The sequence below is a fragment of the Enterococcus sp. AZ071 genome, from assembly GCF_050499065.1.
GTDB lineage: Bacteria > Bacillota > Bacilli > Lactobacillales > Enterococcaceae > Enterococcus_A > Enterococcus_A ferrettii.
In genome coordinates this window covers 3,354,221-3,380,280 of sequence record NZ_JBIPAS010000001.1, presented here as the reverse complement: position 1 = coordinate 3,380,280, position 26,060 = coordinate 3,354,221, and the positions used below count along the sequence as shown (strand labels likewise).

The 26,060-nt window shown below is 40.2% G+C and carries 19 protein-coding genes; all 19 read right to left on the bottom strand.

Annotated elements, in window-relative coordinates; translation table 11 throughout:
• Positions 1-73 precede the first annotated feature (73 nt).
• Entirely contained in the window at positions 74-778 is a 705-nt protein-coding gene (locus IGI49_RS16510; RefSeq protein WP_429962564.1) for a prealbumin-like fold domain-containing protein, read from the bottom strand.
• Positions 775-5,733: a SpaA isopeptide-forming pilin-related protein gene (locus IGI49_RS16505; protein WP_429962563.1), complete on the bottom strand. Its 4,959-nt coding sequence runs from the start codon at positions 5,731-5,733 to the stop codon at positions 775-777. Before IGI49_RS16505 ends, IGI49_RS16510 begins: the two co-directional genes overlap by 4 nt.
• Positions 5,734-5,866: 133 nt before the next feature.
• Positions 5,867-7,756 (bottom strand): SpaH/EbpB family LPXTG-anchored major pilin, encoded by a 1,890-nt coding sequence (locus IGI49_RS16500; RefSeq protein ID WP_429962562.1) that lies wholly within the window; start codon positions 7,754-7,756, stop codon positions 5,867-5,869.
• A gap of 519 nt (positions 7,757-8,275) precedes the next feature.
• The gene (locus tag IGI49_RS16495) at positions 8,276-9,376 is read right to left on the bottom strand and encodes a tyrosine-type recombinase/integrase (protein ID WP_429962561.1); all 1,101 of its coding nucleotides are present in this window, start codon (positions 9,374-9,376) and stop codon (positions 8,276-8,278) included.
• Positions 9,377-10,523: 1,147 nt separating this feature from the next.
• Positions 10,524-11,285, bottom strand: a complete 762-nt coding sequence (locus IGI49_RS16490; RefSeq protein WP_429962560.1) for a winged helix-turn-helix domain-containing protein — start codon at positions 11,283-11,285, stop codon at positions 10,524-10,526.
• Between the two features lie 17 nt (positions 11,286-11,302).
• A complete protein-coding gene (locus IGI49_RS16485; RefSeq protein WP_429962559.1) occupies positions 11,303-12,046 on the bottom strand; it encodes a recombinase family protein in 744 nt (247 codons plus the stop codon).
• Complete coding sequence (locus IGI49_RS16480) at positions 12,043-12,222, bottom strand: hypothetical protein (protein WP_429962558.1); 180 nt, start codon at positions 12,220-12,222, stop codon at positions 12,043-12,045. Before IGI49_RS16480 ends, IGI49_RS16485 begins: the two co-directional genes overlap by 4 nt.
• Positions 12,223-12,243: 21 nt before the next feature.
• Entirely contained in the window at positions 12,244-15,504 is a 3,261-nt protein-coding gene (locus tag IGI49_RS16475; protein WP_429962557.1) for a hypothetical protein, read from the bottom strand.
• Between the two features lie 113 nt (positions 15,505-15,617).
• On the bottom strand, positions 15,618-16,256 hold the full coding sequence (locus IGI49_RS16470) for a hypothetical protein (RefSeq protein ID WP_429962556.1): 639 nt from the start codon (positions 16,254-16,256) through the stop codon (positions 15,618-15,620).
• Position 16,257: 1 nt separating this feature from the next.
• The gene (locus IGI49_RS16465; protein WP_429962555.1) at positions 16,258-17,145 is read right to left on the bottom strand and encodes a BsaA family SipW-dependent biofilm matrix protein; all 888 of its coding nucleotides are present in this window, start codon (positions 17,143-17,145) and stop codon (positions 16,258-16,260) included.
• Positions 17,142-17,924 carry an LPXTG cell wall anchor domain-containing protein gene (locus IGI49_RS16460; RefSeq protein ID WP_429962554.1) on the bottom strand — a complete coding sequence of 261 codons (783 nt, stop codon included), beginning with the start codon at positions 17,922-17,924 and terminating at the stop codon, positions 17,142-17,144. Before IGI49_RS16460 ends, IGI49_RS16465 begins: the two co-directional genes overlap by 4 nt.
• 32 nt (positions 17,925-17,956) lie before the next feature.
• Entirely contained in the window at positions 17,957-19,213 is a 1,257-nt protein-coding gene (locus IGI49_RS16455) for a hypothetical protein (RefSeq protein WP_429962553.1), read from the bottom strand.
• Positions 19,214-19,269: 56 nt separating this feature from the next.
• Entirely contained in the window at positions 19,270-20,220 is a 951-nt protein-coding gene (locus IGI49_RS16450; RefSeq protein ID WP_429962552.1) for a signal peptidase I, read from the bottom strand.
• A 13-nt stretch (positions 20,221-20,233) separates the two neighbouring features.
• Positions 20,234-21,328: a glucosaminidase domain-containing protein gene (locus tag IGI49_RS16445; RefSeq protein ID WP_429962551.1), complete on the bottom strand. Its 1,095-nt coding sequence runs from the start codon at positions 21,326-21,328 to the stop codon at positions 20,234-20,236.
• On the bottom strand, positions 21,318-21,617 hold the full coding sequence (locus IGI49_RS16440; protein ID WP_429962550.1) for a hypothetical protein: 300 nt from the start codon (positions 21,615-21,617) through the stop codon (positions 21,318-21,320). The genes IGI49_RS16445 and IGI49_RS16440 overlap by 11 nt, the downstream gene beginning before the upstream one ends.
• The gene (lepB, locus tag IGI49_RS16435; protein WP_429962549.1) at positions 21,614-22,090 is read right to left on the bottom strand and encodes a signal peptidase I; all 477 of its coding nucleotides are present in this window, start codon (positions 22,088-22,090) and stop codon (positions 21,614-21,616) included. The genes IGI49_RS16440 and lepB overlap by 4 nt, the downstream gene beginning before the upstream one ends.
• 39 nt (positions 22,091-22,129) lie before the next feature.
• Positions 22,130-23,263 (bottom strand): hypothetical protein, encoded by a 1,134-nt coding sequence (locus IGI49_RS16430; protein ID WP_429962548.1) that lies wholly within the window; start codon positions 23,261-23,263, stop codon positions 22,130-22,132.
• An 18-nt stretch (positions 23,264-23,281) separates the two neighbouring features.
• Positions 23,282-24,112, bottom strand: a complete 831-nt coding sequence (locus IGI49_RS16425) for a hypothetical protein (protein ID WP_429962547.1) — start codon at positions 24,110-24,112, stop codon at positions 23,282-23,284.
• Between the two features lie 368 nt (positions 24,113-24,480).
• Positions 24,481-25,593: a tyrosine-type recombinase/integrase gene (locus tag IGI49_RS16420; RefSeq protein ID WP_429962546.1), complete on the bottom strand. Its 1,113-nt coding sequence runs from the start codon at positions 25,591-25,593 to the stop codon at positions 24,481-24,483.
• Between the last annotated feature and the right edge of the window lie 467 nt (positions 25,594-26,060).

Here is a 26,060-nt window from a genome sequence, read left to right as displayed (position 1 = left end):
AGAAACAAAGAATCGAGGACACCTCTGCAAGTATCCCAGATTCTTTGTCTTGCTTATCGTTATTGCTGTTTGGTTAAAAACTGTCTCTTTTTCGGTGAATGTTCACCATCCCAACCAGCCCCATGACAAGCACCATAGCTAAAATCCACAGCAGGGTCTGATACGTTCCGATATTCCCGCTGGTTTGTGGCAGCTTCTTCACAGGATCCTTGGCAGAAGTACCAGGGGCGGGAGTATCCCCCTTCGTCCCCGATAACCCTGGACGATCACTGACCGCACTGGATTTCGGATAGATATAAACACCGTGTAACGCTTCCCCTTGTTGTTGCGGGAACGGCAGCTCCACAATGACCGGTTCCATGACTTCCAGCAACTGCTCATGTTCTTGTTCAACAATCTCATACATCCCTTGAGCGAGACCAGTGACGCTGGCCATGCCCTTATCGTCCGTCGTTACGGTAGTCGTGAAGGCACCTTCCCCTTTTAATGGTTCGAATCCTGTACCACCTTGCATCGGAGTAACCCGGGTGATGCTGTAGGACACACCTTTCATCGGTTCCAAGGCTTTACCTTGTTCGTCAGTTACCTGATCTACCTTGAGTCCATCTAAAGGAAGGGCATGAATGGTTGCGGCATCTTCCACCTTGTATTTCTGAATGTGGACATTGTAGCCTGATTCAGTATCAGTTGCAGGTTCTTGTCCATGTACAGGCACCCCTTGCATCAGATACGACAGAGAGAGAATAAGAAGCAGCGCTATACGACTTAATTTTTTCATCTTACTCGCCTCTTTCGTCTCTTAATTGGGTGAAATTGATGGACGATGCCCAGCATACCGATCAGCATCAGGCTGCCCGCAGCCACTAAAACAAGTTGCATGGCTTTGTTTCCACCCGTAAACGGCAATAGAGTCGCTCCAGAATCAGAAACATACACCTTCACAATATAATTGTATTTGGGAACATTCACTTTGATTGGCTCTTTAATCAATTCATAGCCAGAAGGCGCTTTGGTTTCCACCAGTGTATAGTCCCCTGGAGGGAGACCGGTGTATTCTAACCAGCCATATTCATCGGTCGTCGCTGAGCCGATCTTATCCGCTGGCTTCGTACTGTTTCCTTCAAACAAATCGAATTCTGCATATTGTAACGGTGTAGCGGTCTTTTCAATTTCTTCATCTTCCAGTTTCCCGTTGCCATTGCCATCAACCGCAGTACCCTCGATATATTTAAAGAGTCGAATGGTTGATAGACGGGTAAGTCCTGCATTGACGTCTGTAATATGATGGACATTTTTGCCAGAGCCAAGAACTGTTGGCAAATCTTCCAACACTGGTTGCTTGTATTTGCCTTCATCTGTTTTGTAGGTGGTTGGATCGGCTTTTGACGTTATAGTCTCATCAGGGTCCTGATCTTTTTTCGTGACAATAACGATTTTTTGAACCACCAAATCGCCAACCATGAACTCTGCAATGTATTTCCCTTCCGGCAGATTTTCGAATGTGTAGATACCGTCTGTGTCTGTTTTAATGTTGGAATCACCTGTGCCAGGATCAATGAAGTCTTCGCCAGTCAGACTTTTCTTAACCAGTTCTTTGACATACGTGCCATCTTTTTGACTGGTACGATAGAGCTTAACGGGAATATTGTCCACTGGATCTTCGGGTGTTCCGTCTTCTTTGAGTCCGATTTTGCCATCGTAGTCATCGTCATACCAGACATAACCGGTGAGGTCGCGGCCATAAACACGTGTTACAGCAGTTTGTGAGTTAACTGGCAAATCGAATTTTGAATTCATACTGGCATTATTAATCAATACATCTCCAGGTTCTTGATTCACTGGTTGTAATGTGATTGATAGCTCAATTTCTTTACCGATTCCTAACGAATCATGGCTTACGAGAATAGATTTTGCATTTTCTACTTTGGAAATTGGATGTGTTCCCAGTGTGAATGGTGTCCATCCAGATATACTGTTGGGATCACTGCTTTCACTAATAACAGAATCATTGAAAGTAATCTGTGCACCGCCACTGGCTCGAATATCTGTGATTTTATAACTTCCTTGGAAGATTGTTCCTCGGGAGTCTCCATCATAAGGCAATACCTCTAATAAACGAACATCTGGTATTGGCGCTGCACTTTCATTCACCAATTTTACTTTGTAAGTAATCTCAGTTTTTTCAGCTAACGGACCTTTATCACCAACTTCAATCAATGGTTTCGTTGTCGATTTACTTAGAACAACCTGTTGAACCATTTGTTCAATGAAGGTATCAGATGATGAACGAATTTTTGTAGAAGATGTGTCTTTTAATGCAGTGTTTCCCTGTACCCACATTTCCCCTACTGTTTTTACTTCGAGAGTATCGGTATACCCAGTAGACTTAAACGTTAGCTGAGTAAAATCGGCAGTTGCAGTAAAGTTAACTTCAACCCCAGTAGTTAAAGGCATATCTCTAAAATCCCATCGTAAACTAGTCGTTCCGTCTGGATTACTTACAGGTGTAGGATCCGTTATTGGGTTTCCCAAAGCGTCAGTGGATGTTCCAAGTTTGTAATGAATCCCTTTTGGAAGAGTGGTGGTTAATGCACCATCATATTTTATTCCTGATGTTCCTGCCGTCACTCCATTAATTTTTATGTTTATTTCTTCCTTCGATTGATAAGCTGATTTTTCAACGTCTGTTTTTGTCGTGATTCTAAATTTCTTGACATACGCTGTTTCACCAAACCAGTTCCAGTGAGAAGATGGGAATGCAATTGCTTTTCCGTTACTGTCATATTGAGTTGGGTAATAATTGTAATGAGCTGGTGCATATTCGTAATACGGATCAAATAAAAAGTTATCACTGGCACCAAAATATTGAACGGCTTCCCTTGCAACAATTGATTTTCCATAAGAAGTTTTATCACCTGGCGAACAAGTCACTATCAAGGGAATTCTAGGGTATAAATTACAATCGCCATTACCATTGCTACTGGCCAAATCATTAGTCGATGTCACTGTTGTTTGCACAGCAGATATTAATCCTGCAGCTTGAGCAGCCTGTGGTGTGTCATACCAGTTGTAGAGCTTCTGAGCAGCAGTAGTAGCTATAATCTTATAAGTGTAAGGCGGCGTATCAGTGTAAAGTTTTGCAACACCATATTTAAAGCTTGATGTCACTCCTTTGTCAGTACTGTTTACATACGGATCTCTTGTCGGATCGTACGTAAATGCTGTCGGATCCCACATAAGCACAGATTCCATTTTCCTTACATCTTTTCTAGCTGTAACATCCAAACTACCTAAATAGATAGAATCACCTTGATTCAATTGAGCATCTCCCAGATTTTTATTAGTATCTGGATGATTATTTTCCAAATTTTCTTCTACTAACGGCATTTCTGAAAGTTGTTTTATAAATATCGGTCCCCCAGCAAATCCACCTTTGGGAGTAAATGTATCAGGGTATGAAATTTCAGTCTTATTCCCATATGTTCCGCCATCATAACTTATGGAATCAATGAAAAAATTCAGTTCATAACGATTCCACCCGTTAGTGGTTACAGCATTTATAGTCGCAAAGGAATCCCAGCCGTAAACTAACTCGTAGCTGGAAAAAGATTTATCTGTTGCTGCTTGTGTACGTTCACCGGTCATATTGTAAGTGTAAGGGTTTAAGGTTCTAGCATAGCCGCTATTAGAAAATGTGTGCCCATATCCGCCACCGGTCCAGCTTCCATGACTCATGACACCAGAGTCATAAACACCTATTGCTGACAAATCTCCAGAAGGTTGCGAAGTGTATATACTTCCCGTTTTTCCATGGGGTGCAGCTAAAGGTTTTTTAAATTGACTTTCATTAATCGTACCCATTTTTGACCAAGATGCTGTAGTTCGATCCTTGAGTGCTGCAGCGTAACCAAACAGTGCTGGAGAATTGTATGCTGAAGTAGGCATGGGCTGGGGAGTTCCACCACCTATTTGGTAAAATGCATTTTGTTTAATTGCATAAGTAACCGCGCTTTTTGGAAAAGTGGACCCTCTATAATCGCCGGTTGCTCTCCCTGAGAGTGGTTTCAACACAGTTGTAACGCCTATATCAAATGTTTTCACAGACCAACTACTAATTCCTATCACAGAACCGGGAGCTACCTCTCCTGCAACAAGCTTAACTTCTACGGATGATTTTGCAGAAATTTTCGTTTCTGGAACTTTTAATTTGGCAGTGACTGTTTCGTCATATACATCCTTGAAGGTTTCAATCAAACCTGTTTTAATATTCTTTGCTTCGACAATTTCTATATGAATCTTTGGTTGCACTATATCTCCATGATCTGCACCATAAACATTCAAAATAATTGGAACAAAAATTTGTCCTGTATCAGAAATCGTTGATTCCATTGCCCCAATCGAATGCTTTGATCCATCTCCGTTTTCAACGTAAGTACCATTAGCAATTTCTGCAATATTCTTTGGTACACCGCTAGCAATAACAACCGCATTAGACAATTCAGAAACCACTCTATAGCGAATATTTGTATAGTTTTCAGCCAATGAATTATTTTGAACAGAAAAAGATACTAAGTAACTCACTTGGTCAAACGTTCGGACAATATTGTTGTCTTCACTAGAGTCATGCCCCTCATTGTTATCCGGATCAAATGCGCTTGTTCCCGTCTTTGTTCGAACATTAACATCTCTTACCACAATGGGTGAAGCAGCACGACTGCCCTTTTCCTTTTTAGTTGAATTGCTTTCTAACCACTTAGGATTTTTTAAAGAATCTTTTTCTTCGTATGATTCTTTTTCCAATTCGTCTATTGTTTTTTTTGTTTTTGCAGTTTTTACTGCCAACATATTTTTATAGCTTTCTGGTGTTCCTAACGCTGGATATTCTTCTTTTTTCGTTTCTTCGTCTTTTTCTTCTGATACAGCTTCCTCATTAGAATCTGCCTGCTTCTCCTCAGAAACAGGTTCTTCTTCCTCTGCTACTTCAGCTTCCGTTTGTTTTGCTTCTAGTTTTGGTTCTTCTTTTGGTTCTTCTTTTGGTTCTTCTTTTGGTTCTTCTTTTGGCTCTTCTTTCACTTCTACTTTTTTCTCAACAGATTCCGTAGTTTTCGTCTCTTTGGTTTTCTCTTCAGTTGACGAAGTTTCCTCTGGCACTTCTTGATGCAATGCTCGATTCAGTTCCGCAAACTGCAAGAAGATCTGCTTGACTTCTGGCTTTGCGGCGTTGACAATTTCTACATTGATCTCTTGACTTGCATTTCGATTGATTTTTACATTTTGGGTCTGTCCCTTTTCTAAAAAGAAAAAAAGAGAGGCGGTCTGATCTTCATTGATGACTCGAAAACAAGTGGCCTTTTCTGACTTCTCGTCTTTGCTTGGTTCGGTGTATTCTTTGATTCGTTCTTCTTTATTTTTATTAAATTCTGTCGATGCAATCTGTTCAACACCCAATGGCTTCTTCTTTTCATCCAGAGGCTCAATGGAGAAGTTTTCATTGTAAGGAATTTCTAACAGCAGTGTTTCTTTTGCTTCAAGGGTTAATTCAACTGTTTCTTTTTCTGTCTTAAATTCATCATAAGATATTTCTTTCCCGTCAAGGCTTACCTTGACTAATTCGTCTGTGTTTGATGCTCTTAAGAGTTCTCCTTTAGGAATTTGTAGAATCGCTATTCCAACCAGAAATATTATAGGAAGAAGGATGGTGACTATTTTTCTTGCTTTGCTTTCTTTTCGCATCGTCTTCCTTTCCTTTCCACCATCTGGTTTCCTTTTTTGATGGTGTCTTCTATTTCAACAAAACGTTGAGAACTTACTTTGTTTACCAAGGATGGCTGGAGGCCATCCTCAGTAAAGAGTGATGCTCTTTGATTTACGCTGCGCGACGCTTTTTATCGATTGCGATAGCTACTGTACCAATTGTGATGGCTCCTAAAGCGATCGCTACAAGAAGCATTGTGCCTGTTCCACCAGTAAATGGCAGGTCGGTTTTAGGATTATTGATTACGGTTAATTCAATTTCAGTATCATCTTCAGTTCCTGGTACTGGTGGAATAGTTGTTGGTGTGCCTAATTTAACGGTTACTTTCTTAGGATCCTTCAACAATTCATACCCAGTTGGTGCTTTTGTTTCCACTACCCAGTAATCCTTTTCGATCTTGTCATGAGACCACGTTGCTTCAAGTGGATTGCTAGGATCTTGCTCGCCATCGCCATCATCATCAGTAAACCAGTCTAATTTCAACCCATCAAATTCGGCAATCCCTGGTTTCAGTGGATCTTCTCCTGCTGTTGCTTTTAGGAAAGTCACTCCAGTTGGCAACGTATCTGCTGTACCAAATTTATCTGTATCTTTTTTGTATGACTTGCCATCAGATGCTAAGAAGATGCCTTTTTCAGCATTTTCTTCATTTTCTGCAATATGGAATTCTGCGCCATCTAGTGTAGTTGTTCCATCGGTTTTTACCTTTTTGATGTCGAATCCGCCATTGTAGTATTCTGGCTCATCACTTTCGCCTGTATCTGGTGTGCCACCAGGCAGCAGGTAATCAATGCTGTATTTATTGGAGATCATTCCGTTAAAATCTTTGTTGGTATTTACTTTGTAGACCACTTGAAGTTTTGGATGTTCATTGACGCCGATTGCTTTCATTCCGGCTTTGGTTAAGCTAACAACAACTTTTTTCGCTGTTCCCTCAGTTAAGTCTTCGACTTTATTTGGAGGAGTGATGGTTGTTCCATCTAAAGTAACAGTATATTCAGTGCCATTCGTTAACTTCACTGGCGTGCCGGTCTTATCGATTGCATAGACTTCAACGTCTGCTAATAACAAGTCTTTACTGATTTCATCGCTTACTCTGAAGTATGAAGCGTAAATCTCATCCCCTGCAGCAAAGAATTTGTCCGCACCTGGTGCAGCTGGCGTATCTGGGTCAACATAGTTTGTGACCGTCATATCCCGTGGCGCAAGTGCGTATAACCCATCAGGCAGTTCAGTCGTTGCTTCCCATTGGAAAGCATTTCCTGCTTTGATGGAGTAGCCTTTTCCGCCTTCAACTGTTTTATCTAATTTAGTGTTGGTTACAATATTTTTCGGATAAACATGCACATCATAGATCAAGCTTCCCGTATCATCCCGTTTTGTTTGAGGAATATAAACGAAGAATGGATCCATTGGTTTGGTTACCTTAATACCTGGTTCAGCAACAGTTGGTGGTACTGCGGTTGGATCGGCTGGCTTTGTATAGGTATAGTTGCCAGACGCATCAGGAATTTCACGAACGATATAAATCCCATCCGCAAGCTTTTTATCAGTTGCCGCTAGACTTTTACTTACATCAAATACTAACTTACCATCTGAATCAGTTGCACCCTTATCGGTAAAGGCATTGGTCGTATCAACTTCCCAATCCGTACCCTCGACTTGTTTCAAAGGATCAGTTAACTCTGCCGAGCCAATTGGTTTGATTTTGATGATTTCAAAATTAACATCTTCCATCATTTTTTTCCCAGCAAGGTTAGGTGCTTGACTAGGATCGGGATTAATCCCGTCGCCACGCTCCCCTAATTCAGCCGAGCTATTGATTTCATATTTCCAAAGTGTGATCTTACGATCTGACGTATCATCGGAAACCGGGTTGTTGCTGATGTCTTGATCAACCGCATAAGCTGCACTCCCAGCACTTAATGCTACGCCTCCTAACATCGTTAATAACCCTAAACTAACCGCTACCTTGCTTATCCATCTTTTTTTCTTTTTCATAATAAGCTCCTTCTCTATCCTTTTTTTTGTTCACTTGCTATAATTTAATTAGATATTTTTGAGGATAATTGACGGCGAGGTCGATATTCTATCCTTGTTTCTTTTTCTTTAGCACTAAACCCTTATTTAATACTAATCGTTAATATCTAATTAAAATTCTAAAGTGTTCTATCGTTGCGATAGACATCCCCCCTTCAAAGGCATACTGCGTGGTATTCCTGATTGTTGGCACAAGCAGAATAGTCCGCAGATTTTTCCTGAACTGTTTAATTCTAGGAAAAAGCCGATACAATCAGGGTTTCATAGGTCATTTGACGGCGAATGGACGGCGTATAAATCAAAACCAGCTCTCTTATTTGAAAGAAAAACAGCCTATAAAATAACATTCGTTATCTAAAAAAGACAAAAAAGCTCCTCCAATGGAAAAGCTTGGTTTTTTTAATTTAATTTTCATTTTTGTTTTATCGCAGCCTTCCTTTTTATTCAGATCTTTCAACTTAAACGCAGCCTGAAATAAGACTAGATCATCCAGCCCATTTCTAAGCGATTCAACATTTTACGCCGCTCAGTTAAATCAGAGCCTGTATAGATATCTAAAGTCATTTGTGTCGATGAATGCCCCAATAAAGCACTGATCCCCGCAATGGTTCCCTGTTTTTCCAGCAAGCGAGTGGCAAACGTATGGCGTAATTTATGAAAATGACAGTCTTGAACCCCCGCTTTTTTGCAAATTTGTTTGAAATGATACGTAATTAGACGCGGCTCCATCGGATGATCCTTCACCTGAAAAACAAAGGATTGATTCTCTTCCTGTTTCCATGAAAGCAACCATTTTTTTACCCCACCAGCTAAAGGAATGACGCGTTCAGAAGCCCTTGTTTTAGGCCTTCCCAATTGCAATTCAGTGCCTTGTCCCGCTGTTAGAATGCGTTGATAGGTGTGACGTACATGGATCAAATTAGCCGCGAAATCAATATCTTGCCACTGCAAAGCAGCCAATTCACCAATACGCATTCCTGTTTGTAAAGCAAGTAGGACAGGTGCGCCATTTACCTCCTGAGCAGCAACTTTTTCTATCTTTCGCTGATCTTGAACAGTTAAGGGTTCCACCTTTTTGTTCACTTTTGCCGGTAGGCAAATCTCTTGGCACGGATCTTTTTTTAGGTACCCTTCTTTGAACGCTTGGGTTAAAAACCGTCGAATCATCTTGAAAACTGCATGGATCGTGGTACTGCCCAATGATCCTTTCTCCAGAGTCTCCACCCAGTTTTGAATGGTCCGCTTCGTCAATGTACGAAGGGGTTGTTCTCCAATGTAAGGTAATGCATATTTTTCAACCTTGTATTGATAGGTTATCAAGGTTGAAGGTTTCACTTGAGCCTTTTTTTGGTGAATACAATACATCAGCCAGTCCTCTACACTTCCTGAATAATCCCCTTGATCTGCTTGAATCTCTTGATAGTTAAATTTCAGTTTCAATAAAACTTCTCGTACTTTTTTGAAGGTCCGGCGATAGACATAACCATAATGAATCTTACCATTGGCTTTCCTTCCTTTGATGTACCGCCCTTCCCACCGGCCATCTTTTCGTTTGTAAATATTTTCTCCTCTGCGAGCCATGCAAAACACTCCTTTAATTTGATCGTATCCTAATTTGATTTTTTGACGGCTTAATTGACGGCGAATAAAATCAAAGAAATCCTAAAAATACAATCCTCCAAGGTGCATTTTATTTCAATTCAAAAATAGAAAACACTTTGTCTTTCGTTTTTCTATCCAAAAACTTTAATTTATAAAAGAATATTGACGAAATTTTTCCAATATACTATAATTCGAATAGAAAGAAATTATTTGTTTTTATTAGGTTTTTCCTAGAATTAAACAATCAAAGAAAATCAGCTAGTGATATATTTTCGCTTGAAATAAAAAGGGATCAAGCTTTTTTATATTACAACTAACCCAACTATTTTTCACTATTTTATTATATTTTTTATTCAAAAAGGTTCTATGACCAATCTATTAACGAACGTTCGCTCATTTTCCAGCTGCAATTAGGCTCTTACCTCTCAAAAACTCATATTTGAGAAAAAGTATGTTCTAAATACTTTGCTGCGACTCCTCAATTTTTCCACTAATCTAAATAAATTATTTCTATGAATTTCTGTTAATTTCATCCTGTACTAAACCCGAATCACACTTACCATCTTTCGGATGCCTTTTTTGGTTTTTCACTAGTGATTTTTCTGAACAAGTTACTACTTGGGATTCTTGAGTGATTGACCGTATTTCTAAAAAAAATAGCCTAAACTCGGGAGAGCTAGGATGTGTAATAACCATACTTTATACAAATAAATGATAGCTTTAGTGAATTCCTAAAAAACCTTTGTTTCTGATCGTACTTCATGTTCCCTCATAGGCTGCATTGTATTTGATAATTGCAGAGGGACTATGCTCTTTTCCCAGGGATTTCATAAAATAGAAACAGGCTATTAGTTTCTGTTATTGCCTTATGAAATTCTAGATTTTATAACTAGAAACTACCATCCAGTTAGATATCTTCCAGTATTCGATCTTTATTCAGGATATTGTTTATCTTAAGTATGAGAAAGCAGGTCACTTAAACTGAGAGCTTGAAACCAATTAGAAAAGCAAATAAATAGCTGAACGATTGTATTCTATCATCATAAATAGAATATAATCGTTCAGCTATCTTTCGTTAGTTTCTCTTTGCTAAGACTTCTGGATCAACCTCAACTTCTTTTCTACCCTAAATGACTGACTGGGGAGAAAACAAGGCTGCTTCCTGCTCCTCTGTTAACCAGCGTTGATAAAATTCTTCATTCAGCTTGTAGCCTCTTCCCCATAAGGTCGTAATAATCTCATGAGTAAAACCAATTTGCTCAAATTTCACTTTGATTTTATTAATTAAACAAGATAGCTGACTCATATTGGAGGAAGTCTGTCCATCCTCCCATAGGTATTCGCACAATTCCTTTCTGGACAATACACCACCATGACTTTGTGCCCATAATAAACGATCAAATACCTTCTTCTCAGTCTTAGAAAAGCTCTTATGAATCTTTCTTAATACACCCGTCACTTCAGTAGCAACTTCACTCATTGGAAAATTCAGAATTTGATTGGCACTCACTCGTTGGTCTTCTAATATGCGAATTGCCTCTACTAGTCCTTCCCGCAGTTCTTGAATGGTAGGGCTCTTGGTAATCCAATGATGAATCCCTTGTTCCTGCCACGCAGTCTTTTCACTGGTAGGCAGTGATTCTCCTACCCTAATAACTGCCAAAGCATAAAGACTCAATGTTGGTAAGAGCTGTTCAGCTTCACTGTTGCTTACCGTTTCGCTGATAATCACTAGATGGAAATAAGAAATAACCGGTGACATTCTTCCTTGCTGCAAGGATTGAATCAAATCTGCCGAACATAAAACTTCATAATTCAGATAATGAAGCTGTTGAATCAGTGGTTCTTCGGATAAAACATTTTTCGTTAAAATAAGTACATGTTGCATGGGGATTCACCTTCTCTTCAAATTTTTGGTTTTTTCTTCTCTTTTATAGGTGGCTTTGTCTCAGTTTCTTCGGTATCAATCAAGACATTCCACAAGATAACTAGCGTTACAATCACACAAATGACTATCTGAATCCAAAGTTGATCAAAATAGGATTCAGCTAATTTAATACTAAAAATTGCCAGTAGGAAACAAATCACTAAGATGGCTGCTAGTTGAACCTGTTTCAATTCTTGTTGAACACGATAGGCTGTTTCAATAGGTACTCGTTTTTGTTGGGCTACTTGACGAACCGAAATTTTTTCTACCAGCAGCCAAATCATTTCACGATAGAGTTTTCGTGCTTCTGGTTCTTTGCTGAACAGAGAGTAAGCATCTTTACTGCGTTCTCTTTCTTTGCCAGCTTTAACCAGTACTGGATGGAGTAGGCGATCGTTGCGTAATGACCAGCGAAAAACCTGGCGCCATTCTTCAATAGTGAGTTGTGGAAGATTGAGTACATCTAATGTCAGTTCTTGTGTTTCCAGTTGATCTAGGCAAACCAACAACTGGCGATAGTCTCGGGAAACAACTTCCCATGAAGCAATCACCAAATGATCCCCCGGCTGAGCAAAGTTCATTAAGGCTTGAAATTCGCTTGTCGGTGAATGCAGAGCTTCTACTTCCTGCGCCCCATCAGAAAAGAGTTCATCCACTGGGTAATCTTCCAGCATATCCAATTGTTGGGTGAGTTGATACCCGCGTGCATAGCCAAGATTCATCGTGTCCTGCCTCTTTCTGTTGGAGTTTTTCGCTTAGCATTACTCGGTTGCGGCCTTCTCGACAACAACCGAGTCACCTTTTCTTGTAAATCCTGTTGATTTCGCATCAGCGAGAACAGTAAATAGCTTTGAACCAATACAATCAGGCCTAATACTAGTAATAATAGATAGACCATATCCTGCCTCGCCTCTTTCGTTTACTTGGTTTTGATTTTTCCTAGATCATTTTTCTTGTAATCCCAGCTATAGGGTTGTGGACCTTCTTGATTCAGCTTCGGTTTTAGATAAATAGTAATAAAGTATTCTTCATCATCGTAGAGATCATCTCGTTGGAAAATTAACGAAGCTTTATTGCTGTCTGCTTCAGTTTTTCCTACATGACTAGTGCCGTTCGCGTCCACATTTCCTAACGTTAAATAGTTGCCTGCTATTTCATAGTATTCGGGATTTATCAATTTCAACTCCAATTCATCCAGAGGATCGTCCATGTGTTCAGCATTCACAGCAATCGTTTCAAAGCCTGGATTATCAGCATTCTTTCCAGATGAAATCTTTACCTGTCTTAACTGATCTGCATTTTCCGTAGTTGTTCCCGACATCCCCTCGTATTCATTCGTCGCCATTCTCAAATAGCCTTCTTCTGGTACAACCAATTGATTAGAATCATCTACAATCACCTGACGTACGTGTAGAAGAATATCACCAGTTAACTTGACATCTAGTCCACCCAATGTTGGTTTTGCGGTTCCTGATTGATGATTGTCATCCACAGCTCCACCCCATTCATATTGGATCATCTCAGTTCCATCTTTGGGACTGAAAGCAATCAAGCCCGGTTGAGTAGCGGAATTAATTCCGTTAAGTCTAAGGACTGTTAGATCGCCAGGATTAGTCGTCTTATCTGCCAACACAGGCAATTCAGCATCTGTTTCGTGCTTAGAATCATAATAGTCATAAACCCGCACATTGCCTCGATCCAAAACATCGGCTGCAGTATGGCCACTTCTTAAACGGAACGGCAAAGAATAATCATCTGCATAATAGACCACACCATTGGTATCAGCAGGGGTTACTTTTGGATTAGTTTCACTATTTGGTACTGTATTTTTGGTAGTAACAAAGACCCAAACCCGATTCTTAATTTCAATCCCGCTTTCAGGTTTGTAGGTCACATCCACTGGGTAAGGTTTAGCGACTGTGGCTTCTCTCAAGGCTTTTAACTGATTAATATCCACTGTTACTTTCGGTGAGAGTTTGCTGGAATCAGCGCCATCCTCATCTAAGCCATTACCTTGATCACCATCCGTACTTTCATGTTTAGTTAAACTCCAAGCCATCGTTTTTGCCAATTCTTTAAATGTGTCTTCATCCGGAATGGCTGTATCAATACTAGATAACGGAATGTGAAAGTTTTGTGCATCTAACGCGTACTTATCATCTTCATCAACAACGGTTTCTTCACTCTTTTTGTTCACCCAGCGAGAAGTGACACCCGCTTGATTTTGAGAATCAGTAACAAAATAAGTGATCAGTTGTGGTCCTGTAGTAGTGATATCAAATCCTAATTTCCCCCATTCAATCTCTGCAGAAATATCTCTAGGATTTCGATTGATTCTTTTTTCCAACCACTCTTGCCTTTCCATAGTAGTAGGTGCTATATCTGGATTTTTAATGTCCGCACTGTCATAAACTTTTATTGATAATGGATCAGTTAAATTACCGTCTTTTGTCCCTGTGACTAACCAATTATCTAGCATTGTCCATCCATAACTATTCGTTTCAGCTTTTTTGATATCTGGATCGTCAATATTAACAAGGATATCTCTTGATAAATCACCTCTAGGAGCGATTACTGGGGAGAAATCTTCATCTTTTCTTACACTTCCAAAAAACATATCATGATCCCCAAGATTTGGCCTATGCTCTTTCCAACCTTCTACTGGCTCATTTGAAAATGTCCTACTATTTGTAAGCCCATAAATGAAATATTGATTAGTTCCAGGAATGGCAATCATTTCTTCAACTGACACTTCGGCATCTGCTTTGATAAAGTTTGCACTATTTACGGAATAGTCATCATTCAGAGTCCCCATTACAACACCTGGACCATTTAAATATCCAGCAAAATCATCTTCCATATTTCGGACAACTCCATAAAAATCAAATTCAGAATCATAAGCTATGCTAGGGTTTTTGATAATTGAAATTTCTGTTCCCAATGGAAATTTTCTCAATTCTGTTAATGTTCCACTACTAGTATCGATACTAATTAATCGATTACTAGTTGGTGCTATTTCCAAGGCTACAATTTGATCACTATTACTTAAATCACCTTGTAATCTGTACGATCCTCCCACTACATTACAGGACCACTCGTAAGAACCTGCAGAATCAAATTTTATTATATGTTGAGATGGCGTTATTTCTGAACCACTTGGTGATGCATGGTATATACGCCCATACAACATAAGTCCTCCATCAGATGTTTTAGTAACATTTAATCCTTGAATACATAGAATTCCCGTAGTTATATCTGTGACACCACTATTTAGTTGATTAAGTGTAGGATATGTTATCATGATATCTTCTGAAACTGTTCCTGTTTGATTGTTTACACGCAATAGGCTGGATTCTGGCTGATAAGTATCTTCTTGATGAAGTGGAACAAGAGAGTTTCCTGTATACCAGGTGTCATTATCAACAATATCCTTTCTAAAAATGAGTCTTGATGAATTAGCAGGTGTGGGATTTCCGCTAAAATCTCCCTCTGTATATGAAGCTGAAGCCGGATCAAGATTTTCATTAAGAGTCACATGCCTCAATATTGCATCTTCTTCATTTGGGGAATATCCCAAGTACCACATCGATACCCTTCCAGCTTCTACTACTAAACCTCCCCCATCTACAGCTAATCGAAGATCATCATCAGTATTGTTACTTGAAGTAAAAAAATCTTCACCGCTTGCAACATTATAGATATTTAATATTTCTCCATCATTATTCACCTTAACAATATACTTTTGATATGCTCTTGGCTCCCCTTGTTGAGTGTACCAATCTTGTCTGAAATTGATCCCCATTACCCAATTTCCATCGCCTGTTCTTTGAACTGATTCAAAATGAAGAAGTGACTGCTCTGAATAGCTTTCTAAGTTCAATTTAGTCAATGCACCAGCGATTCTTTCTCCTTGTAGAAAATCTTGATACCTGGGATCACCCATCAAAATCTGTTCCTTTAGCCTATGTGCATCCGTAGGAAGTATAAATTCATGAGATCCACCTTCATCTAATGTTATTGTACTTGTTGGGTGTGCAGATACCTCATCCTTTCTATTCTGCAAATTACCAATTGCTACAACTGAACCAATACTTATCAAAGCTAGAATGAAAACCATCCCTGTGATTTTTCTTATTCTCTTATTAATAAAAAAATTCTTCATTATTTTCTTCTTTCCCATCGCTTCGATTCCCCTTTCACAATACTCATCAAATCAATGCTTTAGTCGTAAAACACTCACTTCATGAGTGTTGTTCCTTCATTTTTAGGACACAGTGGGGAAACTGTATCCTGCTAATTATCTACCTTTGTTTTTAGTGCATCGCTTACTTCTTTAAGTGGAGATGCTGTTGGAGTTACTCCCTGCCACCACGCATCACGATAAGCAAACTCGGCACAGTTTACAGTTTCCACCTTTAAATAGATGGAAAAATCCGTTTGATGATACTGACCTGCTAAGCTATCCGATAATCTAATGGATTCAAACAGTTTACTAGTCGAATCTTTGGGATCAACGGCTTCCTTAATATAGTAGTAATAACCATCGCCGCCATCTGTCCAATCCGCAGTTACCATCCCCTCTAAGAAAATATCCCTGCCAATGATTAAAGGCAAGACCTGCTGATTTGTATCTCCAGCAACCGGTCCTCGAACCTCTGGCATGACCATCACACGAATGAACTGTTTGATCGTTCCGGTATTTTTAATTACGACTTCCTTTTCGACACTTTCGTCTAATTCTATTTCTGTAATACCATCAAAGTCTTCCAATAGTTGGGTCTCTACCTGTCCGACCTGAAAATCATTTTCCTTCCGATCCTGAGCGGTCATTGCCGCATACACGAAATACCCGCCACCAATCAAAAGAAGAAGGCAGCCAAAAAGCACTACTAAGTAGATAGGTTTGTGAGTTATTCTTTTTTGTTTTTTCATCCTATCCACCTTCATTCTTCAAGTAAAGTAATCGACTGTTGCCTTCATAAACCTTTTTCACTTTTTTTCCATCAATAGCCCAATCGTCCACGAAGGTCTTGGAAATATCATGTGCATCCATTTCAGGGACCAGCTTATACAAGGCACCTTTGTACTCATTGGCGTAATTTGCTCCTAGACTCACACTCGCCAATAAGGCTTGGGTTTGTTCGCCAGGGTCCAGTATTTCAGAATAGTAGAAATAGCCGTCTTCATAAAACCAATACTCGCTTTTTCCTGAAATGTCATTGCTATCATCAATGACACGATTTGGAGTGAAATTTAAGACAATTTCAGATAATGGAGTTGTCCGTGGACTGCCATATACATAAAGTTGATTCCTAACCGCCATAGTTGCTTTGTAATGCTTGTTGGCACTCACCTCATAGGTATTCCCAAGGGTCCAAGTATCAACTTTTTTAACATCTATGGGTGTCATAGTACTTGGTGCATCGTACACTTTCAGATTGGCATTTCCATGACGATTGTTTTCCGGATTGGCATCTTCTCGATGATTATCAGTTTTGTCCACTTCAAAGCTGACAAAGGATTCCTCTAGTTTCACTCGAACCAATGTGGGCATTTCTCCATCATTTTTTACTCGAATGCTTTTAGTCTGAGTTGTCCCAGGGGCCCAGTGAAAAACCCGATCAAAGTCTTCGTCTATTCGAGCGGATAATTGTTTACGCGTCGCTTCACTGCGATTCACTCGTTCATCATCAGATGTAATCCAGGCATAGGTACTGCCTACTATTAGTAACAGACTCAACACCAGAGAGAAGCAGGCGAATATTCCTTTACTGCGAACAAAGGTCCGAAACAAATGCTTTCGTTTTTCCTTTTGGTTCATTCCTGCTCCTCCTCTCGACGTTTTTTCCATAGAAATAAAACAATGAGCACCAGCAACATGCCGCTTAGAAACATATACACAATCTGTTCACCTGTTTGCGGCAACCGTTTGCCAGAACCGGAGGCTTGGGGACTACCCCCAGTATTTGGCAAGTTGCTGCGACTAGGTTCTGACCCTGTTCCAGAATCAGACGGAACTGTCGGTGTTGATGAGTCGGAAGTAGAAGGTTCCGTTGGTTTTGTGGGCTGTTGATCTCTAGTGCCCACAAACGTCCAGTAAAACTCTAACTGGCTTTGTTCCCGCAGGTCTTCATTCGTCAAACTGGAGTCCAGTGTAAATTTGGCAGTTAATAGCTTATCGGTACCATACTTACAAACGCCCAGTTCCAACGGTATCTTCGACCAGTCAAATTCACCATTGCCTAACATCGGTCCCTTGTAGAGCTCTTTCCCGTCCAGCATCAACGTCATCGTGATATGCTCTTTCCACAGAACGGAACCACTGGAGGAAAACTCTTCGACCAACAATCCTAAAGAAAAAGGTTCTTCCAGATCCAAACTGCGTATAGTGATTTCTTTTTCATAGGTTTCACCTGGGAGAATATCCTGTAAATCAATGTAATACTCTCCTTCAGAAGTGACATAAATCCCTTCTGAATCGGCGATGACTAACCCTGGTGGTAATGTATTCGCCGCTTCACTGACTACCCCGTGGCCAAAAGACAGGAGGAAAAGAGAAATGCCCAATAAACGAATAACCATTGATTTTAGGTAGTTCATACACCTCCTCCTCCCCAGTCCATCTCATATTTTTATGCTCCGATACGAGCAACCAATTGTTGCACAATTGTATCGGTATCACTACCTGTTGTTGCACCATCCAGATCCCAACCAGCTGAATCCTTCAATGCTTCTTCCGTTGCTTGAATTGCTTCCATTTTCACGACTAAATCATAGGTCGCATTGGTATATTCGCCACCTAAATCTTTGTCATAGATTAATTTTTTCAATAAATCAGGCGTCGTTACACTTGGTTTCAATGGCTCTGTGAAGTAGAACCAGCCATCGTCTTTGTTGTAAACCCATTTAGTTGCAGTTAAAGCAGCAACGGTGGTGATGTCTGTGCTATAGCCAATCCGAATGTGGTTTTTGCTTAAACCGATCTTATCTGCTTGAACACCCTTCACATCGTTATTAGCCAATGGAATTTGATCGGCATCCGCTGCTGGAGTTGGTGTTGGAATAGAAGCAATTCCTAATGTTCCAATTGTGTAATCATAGTCAACGCCATGACGATTTCCTGTAGTTCCCAATAATGCATGACCAGTAAGCGTGTTGTCTTTGTTCGGTAAAGAAGACTTCGCCCAGTTCATCACTGCATTTTGGTAACCACCTGCATAATAGCTATACTTCAAGTCACTAATGGCAAATTTCCAATCTTTTGCCGCAAGAGCTCTGTCTGCAATAGCATCTGTTGGTGAAACGGTATATTGCATTGCTTGGTATTCACCAGTCGCATATTCATGAACAACGACTGCTTCGTAACTAACTGAACGTTCGCTTGTCGTAGGATCAATTGTTAACCCACCTTTGACAAACAACTTCGTCTTTGCTTCTAATCCAGTCACTTGGGTACTTGGATCCGTTACTTCAGAAAAGCCATTCGTTGCACTGATTTTATCGGCACTGTATTTAACTGGAACATGAGAAGTTAATGTATTCGTAGCACTTGGATCGTATTTTGCCCCAGTTACTGTGTTGTCACCATGAGAGACTACCCCTTTACTCGCTAAATGCTTCAGCACTTCTTCATAAGAAACCCGAACAAATACATTGGCATTTCCTGTGTTGGTGACACTTACTTCCTTGGTTGCTTCGGTTCCTGGAACCATTGGTTTTGGTTCCCATTTTTCATTGACGGTCACACTGTCGTCAACCACTGCAGCTGACTCCACTCGGTTAATCCGTTGTTGTTGTGACGTGATCCAGGCAAATGTCCCTGAGATTACCGCAACTAATGCAAGCAATGCAGCAATAGCCAACAACTTTTTCTTTTTACGTTCTTTCATTTCTTTTCTCCCCTTAATTTGTATTTTTTATATAAACATTTGTGATTAGACAAATGCTATATCCTTGATGGATAATGAGCAGGATTCGTGCTTTTTTCTGGTGGTAAAAAATAGGCTTTTAATACCAAGAAAAAGCCAAAAGTTGACAAGGCGCAGACCAAACATAACCAGACGTTTGTTTGTATAAAGGCTAAGAAAGTCCCCATCTTAGGGATGACAAACGTTACTTTGCCGTAAACCCGATCCGCTGCTATGGGCGGATCATTGGTTTTGTTGGCATCTCCTTTAGTGACGATATACTCCCCTTTTTCCCCATTCAATTCATCCAGACGTTCCACCATTCTGTGTGTTAAGTAACGATCTCCTTCGCCTACCCGAAACGTTACAACATCGCCTTCTTTGACCTCGGAACCATTCATTAACTTGACAATCACGATATCCCCTGCATAGAAGCCGCCTTTAGGTGAATCTGCCTGTGGTGCCATCGAATCCGTCAATACCTGATAAAAGCGATGGCCTAAAATAGCCGCATCGGATTTCTCGCTAAAGGCAAACATTAGAGAACTTAACAGAATCCCAATCGTCAATGTGTAAAAGAACAGGTTATAGGCAAACAAGAAAATCTTACGATTCGTAGATTTCTTGGCTGTTTGCAGAGTCGGTGTTCTTTGTTGCGCAGGTCTTGGTCGCTGAGGTCTTGGCCTTGGTGATTCCCTCGGTTCCCGTTCGTATCCATAGTTATTGGGTCGTGGTCGTGAATACCCTTGTCGATTTAGCCTCCCTCTCGGTGGATAGGAATCCCGCGAAGAAGGGACAGACCGACGTGAGTACCCATTTTCTCGCCCTCGATTCATCGGTCGCTGAGGTGGATAGGATCTCCGATCATCGTATTCCTCTTCGTAATAGTCATTTCTTCTAGCTGGCCTACGGTTAGAAAGGGGGCGCTCATGATACGACGATTCGTTATAATCATCCTCGTAATCTCGATAGTCACGTTGTCTCGACATAGTTCCCCTTCTTTCATTGGACAAGTTGGTTTCCTGACAGCTGCTTGGCTGGTCGCTGAGCAGTTGGTGGGATCATTACTACTGATTGTGTTGTCTCATTGACAATCATTGGTTGTTCAATAGTCTCGTTAGAAACTTCAACTGCCTGTTTTTCTTCTGAGTTATCTTCTAGTTTGGCCTGATCAGTAACTGGTTGTTCTTGCTCTGTTTCAGCGCTTCCCGATGGATCTTTGTCATAGATCGTTAAATTGTATGCTTCAATTAGAGCGATCAATTTTTTGTCATAAGCGGTATCTGTCGCATATTTTCCAGTTAAAGCTTTTGCGGCTTCTTGATAGGTTCCAGCATTTGATTTCCATGTTCCTTGATAGAAACCAACATTGCCGGAGAGACCATTTTTCAAAAGTGCGGCATAATCTTCCAAAGATTCTTTATAGCTTGGATACTGTCGAAAAACAGATTGAATGGTATAGAGTTCCCCATTCCCTTTATCTTCCTGTGTTTTGAAAGACACGTGCTTTCCTTGAAAACTTCCTTTGATTCCAAACAAATTATGATAAGGTGGTCGGGACAATTGACTATTCCCTGACCCTGTTTCTAAAATGGCTTGAGCAATCATGACGGAGGCATACAGCTCTTCATCCCATGAAATTTGTTGCGCTTCTTTTCTAATGAGTTGAATGAAGGATTCAGTGGTTTGATTTTTACTCACTGAAAACTGATAATTTTTTTCTGCTTTTTCTATTGGAAGCGGCGTCTGAATTTCGCTTACTCCTTCTGAGACTATTGAGGTAGAAGTAGTTGGCTTTTCCGTTGTTTTTTCACTCTCTGTTGAACCTACGATTAAATCATTTGTTTTTTTCTTTTCCTGTTCGTTGCTTTCAATCTCTTTAATAGAAGAAGCGGTTGAAGAAGCGATTGATGCTATGACTTCTTCTCTCCCTGTACTGATAACAGTAGACGCGGTTATCACCTCTTGAATCGTTTCTGACTGAGAAGATATCAGGTCTTTCGTTTCAGCCGATACTGTTTGTTTTATTGGTTGTTGCCACCAGATAAATGAACAACTAACTAGCACAAAAACTTCCAGCAGAATTTTAGTCTTCATTGGGCCTCCGCCCTTCTGATGGTCGGCCTCTCGTTTTTCTTGGTCGAGCGGTTCGTTTTAACGTCTGCAGTGTGGAGTGAAAATGCAAAGCTGTCATACGTAGATAAATCGCCAACAACATTAACAATAGTAGTAAAAACAATTGGCTAACTGTCACTACCTCCTGGAAATCCGTAAAGTAAAAGAAAATTCCTAAAACAACGACACCAAGCAGAACTACTAACGAAAACAACCAGTAAATCCAGTACCAAAAGGTGTACCATTCGATTTTTTCCTGCAGTGTCTTCATTTCTGATCGTTCCCCTCTTGAACAATCCCTAAGATTTGAGGTTCGGTAATTAACCCAAAATGGCGACTGTCATAAGATAATTCTCGATTATCTCCTAAGATGAAGTAATAGCCTTCCTGGATTCGGTCTCTGGAAAAGTTATCCCAGTTAAAATCTTCCGTTTCTTGGGCAAAAGGATCGTTTACCCGTTTTTTATTGACAAATAATTTACCGTTGTGATAATCAATCCGCTCACCTGGTAAGCCAATCACCCGTTTTAAATAGGTCCCTTCCGGATTTTCTGGTGGATGTAAGACAATCACATCAAAACGTTTGGGTTTATGATGCGCACTAATTTGAATCACTTCCTCTTCTTTAAAGGTTGGGTACATCGATACACCACTGACAGAATATTTTGGATACAGCCTGTGATAGGTCTGAAAAAAACTAAAAAATACAAGATACAATCCAACAAAGACTACTCCAGCCTTCATTGGAAAGGACCAATGACTCAAAGAATGGGGTGTCCAGCCTCAGCCAGCCTCCTCAGCTTCTTTTACTGAGGCATCTTGATGTTCTCGCACAATTTTTTCCAATACTGAACTTTCTCCTTGCAATAAATCAAAGTACGCTGCTTTGCCTAACAGATTGTCATAGTCCATCTTCATTAATTTGACATAAGGTTTTCGAAACCAAGGTCTGGCATGGACTTGAGCGCGGGATTCAATCACCTGGCATTCATACAACATAAAATGAATATCCCGTGCCGAGAAATTGGCTTTGATTTGTTTCACCTGATCTCGTTCATAGACTAGCTGGTTAGCAGTCACCGTCATCTTTTCGGTCTTATTCACTAACTCACCATTTAAATGCCACATTTGTTCTAGAAAGCGTGCCTTTTGTAATAGATAGGTATATTCTCGTAAGCTGATCTTGAGACGTTTGTCCCAGTTACTTTCTTCTTTCTGTTCCTGCTTAAAGTACTGGATGCCGCTGTGAAGCATCGAAAGTTCTAATTTTTCGATGACCAGCTCCAGCTTTTGATTCACGGCTCGCAAGCGGGCTTTGCTTTGACTCTCGAGGTTTTCTTCCTCTTTTTGGATTCGATCCACTGATACCGATGCTTCTTCCACTGGATCGACAGAAACTGTCGCAACCGACTTTTTCAATGATTTTCCCAGTTGTTGTGCAGCTAATTCTTGAAAAAGCTGTTCGGCTCGCTTCAAAGCTTCCGCCGGTGTCAAAGCAAATTGTTGAGAAAGACTTTCTTCTAAGTGAACTGCAAAGGGAAAGCCTTCTTTTCTTAGTGTCAGCGGTACAAAATCAAAGCGATAGATTTGTCGCCCATATCTTGATTCTTCGGTTTGCGCCTTCAACCAAGCAAACTGGGGAAAGAACTGTTGGATGGCTTGCCAGTAAGCTTGCCAATCAAATTCGTTAGGTTCTAACAACAGCTCTAAGTGATAGCTACCATCCATCCATTGAAATAGCTGTTGAAAATGTGTCCGAATTTTATCTCTTTGGTGTCCATCTAAACTACCTTCTGGTACATACAAATACTCACAAGCTTTTTCGATGGACGCCAATAATTCCGTTTCAGCTAACCGTGTAGTCATCTTCGGTGCCGGAGTGGGATACAGTGCAACCTGTGTCTGTTTCGTCTTCACTGTGGTTCATCCCTTCTATTACTCTTCATCTAATAGATGATCGCTGTTCGCCAATAATTTGACGAAGAATTGAGCCGTTTCGTCTTGAACTGCACGCAGACGCTTGCGGTAATTCTTGATTTCCTGCTTCATCACCCGCAGTTCCAAAGCTGCATCGTGCATCAACTGCTGGGCTTCATGTTCGGCTTGATGACGAATGCCGTTGGCTTCGTACTCTGCTCGTTCTAGAATTTCCCGTTCTTGTTTCTTGGATTCCACTAAGATATTCGCCAGTTCATCCTTCATGGCTTCATTGGCTGACAGTTTCTGTTTTAGTTGGTTAATTTGTTGCTTAGCTTCTACTAATGCAGCCGAATCTCCTACTTTTCCATCTAATTCCTGATTCAGTTGTTCTAGCTTTTCCTTCAACTGAGTCAGCTGATCTCCCTGTTCATTGAGCTGATTCTTTTGTTGCTCATTGACAACTTTTTGATCTTGAAGCTCCTGTTCTTTTTCAGTTAAGGTAGTAGCCATACCCGTAAGCTCGGTCTGTTTGACTTCTAATTGATGCTTTAACTGCGCAACGGTTTCTTCTAGTCGTTCGACTTCCTGTTGCAGCGGTTGTTCCTTATCAACAGTTGGATCCTCTTGTGCTGTCTGATCTTCTTGATACTCTTCTATTCGTTGTCGTGAACGTCTACCTCCCCGTTCGTATTCTTTATGCGATTCAATTGGTCGTTCATACCCTTCTTCTGGATAAGAATCGTACCCGTAGTCCTCTTCATAGCCTTCTTCGTACTCATCGTAGTAATAATCTTCCTGTGGTCCTTCTTGAAAATCCGATTTCTTCTGCTTGCCGAATCCGAACAAAATCCATCATCCCCCTCTGTCTTATACCGGTTAGTTTTGATCTATTCACATAATTCCTCTATACTTTTATCAGTCATTTGACTCTTTTTTACTTGGTCTTAAGAAGACCAGGAGAACCAGCGAAAAGGCTATCAGAACAACAAAAAACCGTCTTTCGACGGTAGTTGACGGCGGACTCAATTGAAAACGACTCCTTCATTTTCTTTTTTTCAATAACATCACCTAAGAATGATTATTATCAAAATAAATAATGGCTAATTATGGTCTTTTCAATAAATAGAAAAACATAAGTTATTTTGGTAAGCGCTTACTAGGTAAAAGCAGTAAGGGTTCTTCCTTAAATTCCCAATTATCATTTTGAAAACGTTTTATTTGTTTATAATAAACTTTTCCATTTGTTTGACGACTTGAATACGCTGCTCCATCATTGATGCGGCATAAGTATCTAGGGTCATTTGAGTAGAGCTATGCCCCATTAAGGCACTCACACTGACAATATCCCCTTGGCTTTCCAAACAGCGTGTCGCAAAAGTATGGCGCAGTTGATGGAAATTGGTCCCAACAAGCTGGACTTTCTCACGAATTTTATGGAAATGATAGGTGATTAAGCGTGGTTCCATGGGCTGGTGCTTTCTGGAAACGACGAATTCGCTGTTAGTCTCCGTCTTCTGCTGTAACAATGCCTTTCTTATTGTCTGACTCATAGGAATGGAGCGGGTCGAAGAGATCGTCTTTGAACTGCTGTGAAGCAATTGGGTTTTCTTTCCGTCAAATACCCCAAAGATCCGCTGAAAAGTACCTTGTACACGGATGACTTTGTTGTCAAAATCAATATCTTTCCAAGATAATGCCGCAATTTCTCCAATCCGTAATCCCGCATGAAGGGCTAACAGTGTCGGCAATCCTTTCCCATTTTTCTCGGCTAGTGCTGTCATTTCTAAGCGTTTTTGTTCTCTTTTAGTGAGTACCTGATGGTTGTTTTTCACTAACTTAGGCAGCGAAATCCGGGTAAACGGATTTTCTTTCAACAGCTTTTTACGAATGGCTGCATTGATACACTGCTTGATAATACGGAAAATTGCTTGAATTGTTGCGGGTCTTAATTGTTGCTGTTTCAAGGATTCCAACAATTTTTCGCCGCTTGCTTCGTTTAGTTCATTCAGTGCACAATCCCCCAAAACCGACAATACATAATGGGTCAGTTTATATTCGTAGTTGGCATAGGTGGACTCTTTAATGGTTTCTTGTGATTCGGCCAGCCACTGATGCCCCCATTCATACACCGACATCGTTACCTGTCCTTGATTTTTTAAAATAATTTGGTATTTCACCTTCAAAGGATACAGCTTTTCACGAACTTCTGTGAGGGTTTTTCCGTATACTGATCCGTATTTCGTCGTACCATTCGCTTTTTTTCCTTTCGGATATCTGCCTTCCCATCGTTGATCTTTGCGCCAATAGATATTTTCGCCTCTGCGCATGTTTGTACACTCCTTTGTTTTCGACGGTGCTTTTGACGGTCTCTGGAACACCCATCAATTTTACGTCTTTTATCGTGATCTATAGTCATTTTTCCTCATTTCCTCTGGAAAACAGCCGAAAAATTACCATTTCAATTATTTTTTTGAAACATATTGCACATTTATCCATCGTATTCTATAATTAAATTAATCGATCGTTTAAAAAAGACTACTTTCCTCAAAAAAATCCTGGTCTTCTTAAGACTAAGACATTAATTTAGCAACAACTAACATCTATTTCCATAATCATTCCTAGCATTATTCCCAATTCTATTGAATTAAATTATTGTTACGCTAAGTATTATACTCGAAAAATTATTTTTTTATTCCATTAAATTAAATTGTTTGTTTCACAGGTGTTTTCAGGAAGAAAAATTATTGCGTTATGGTCACACAAGGCATTGAAATTCATGTATTATTTTATTTAC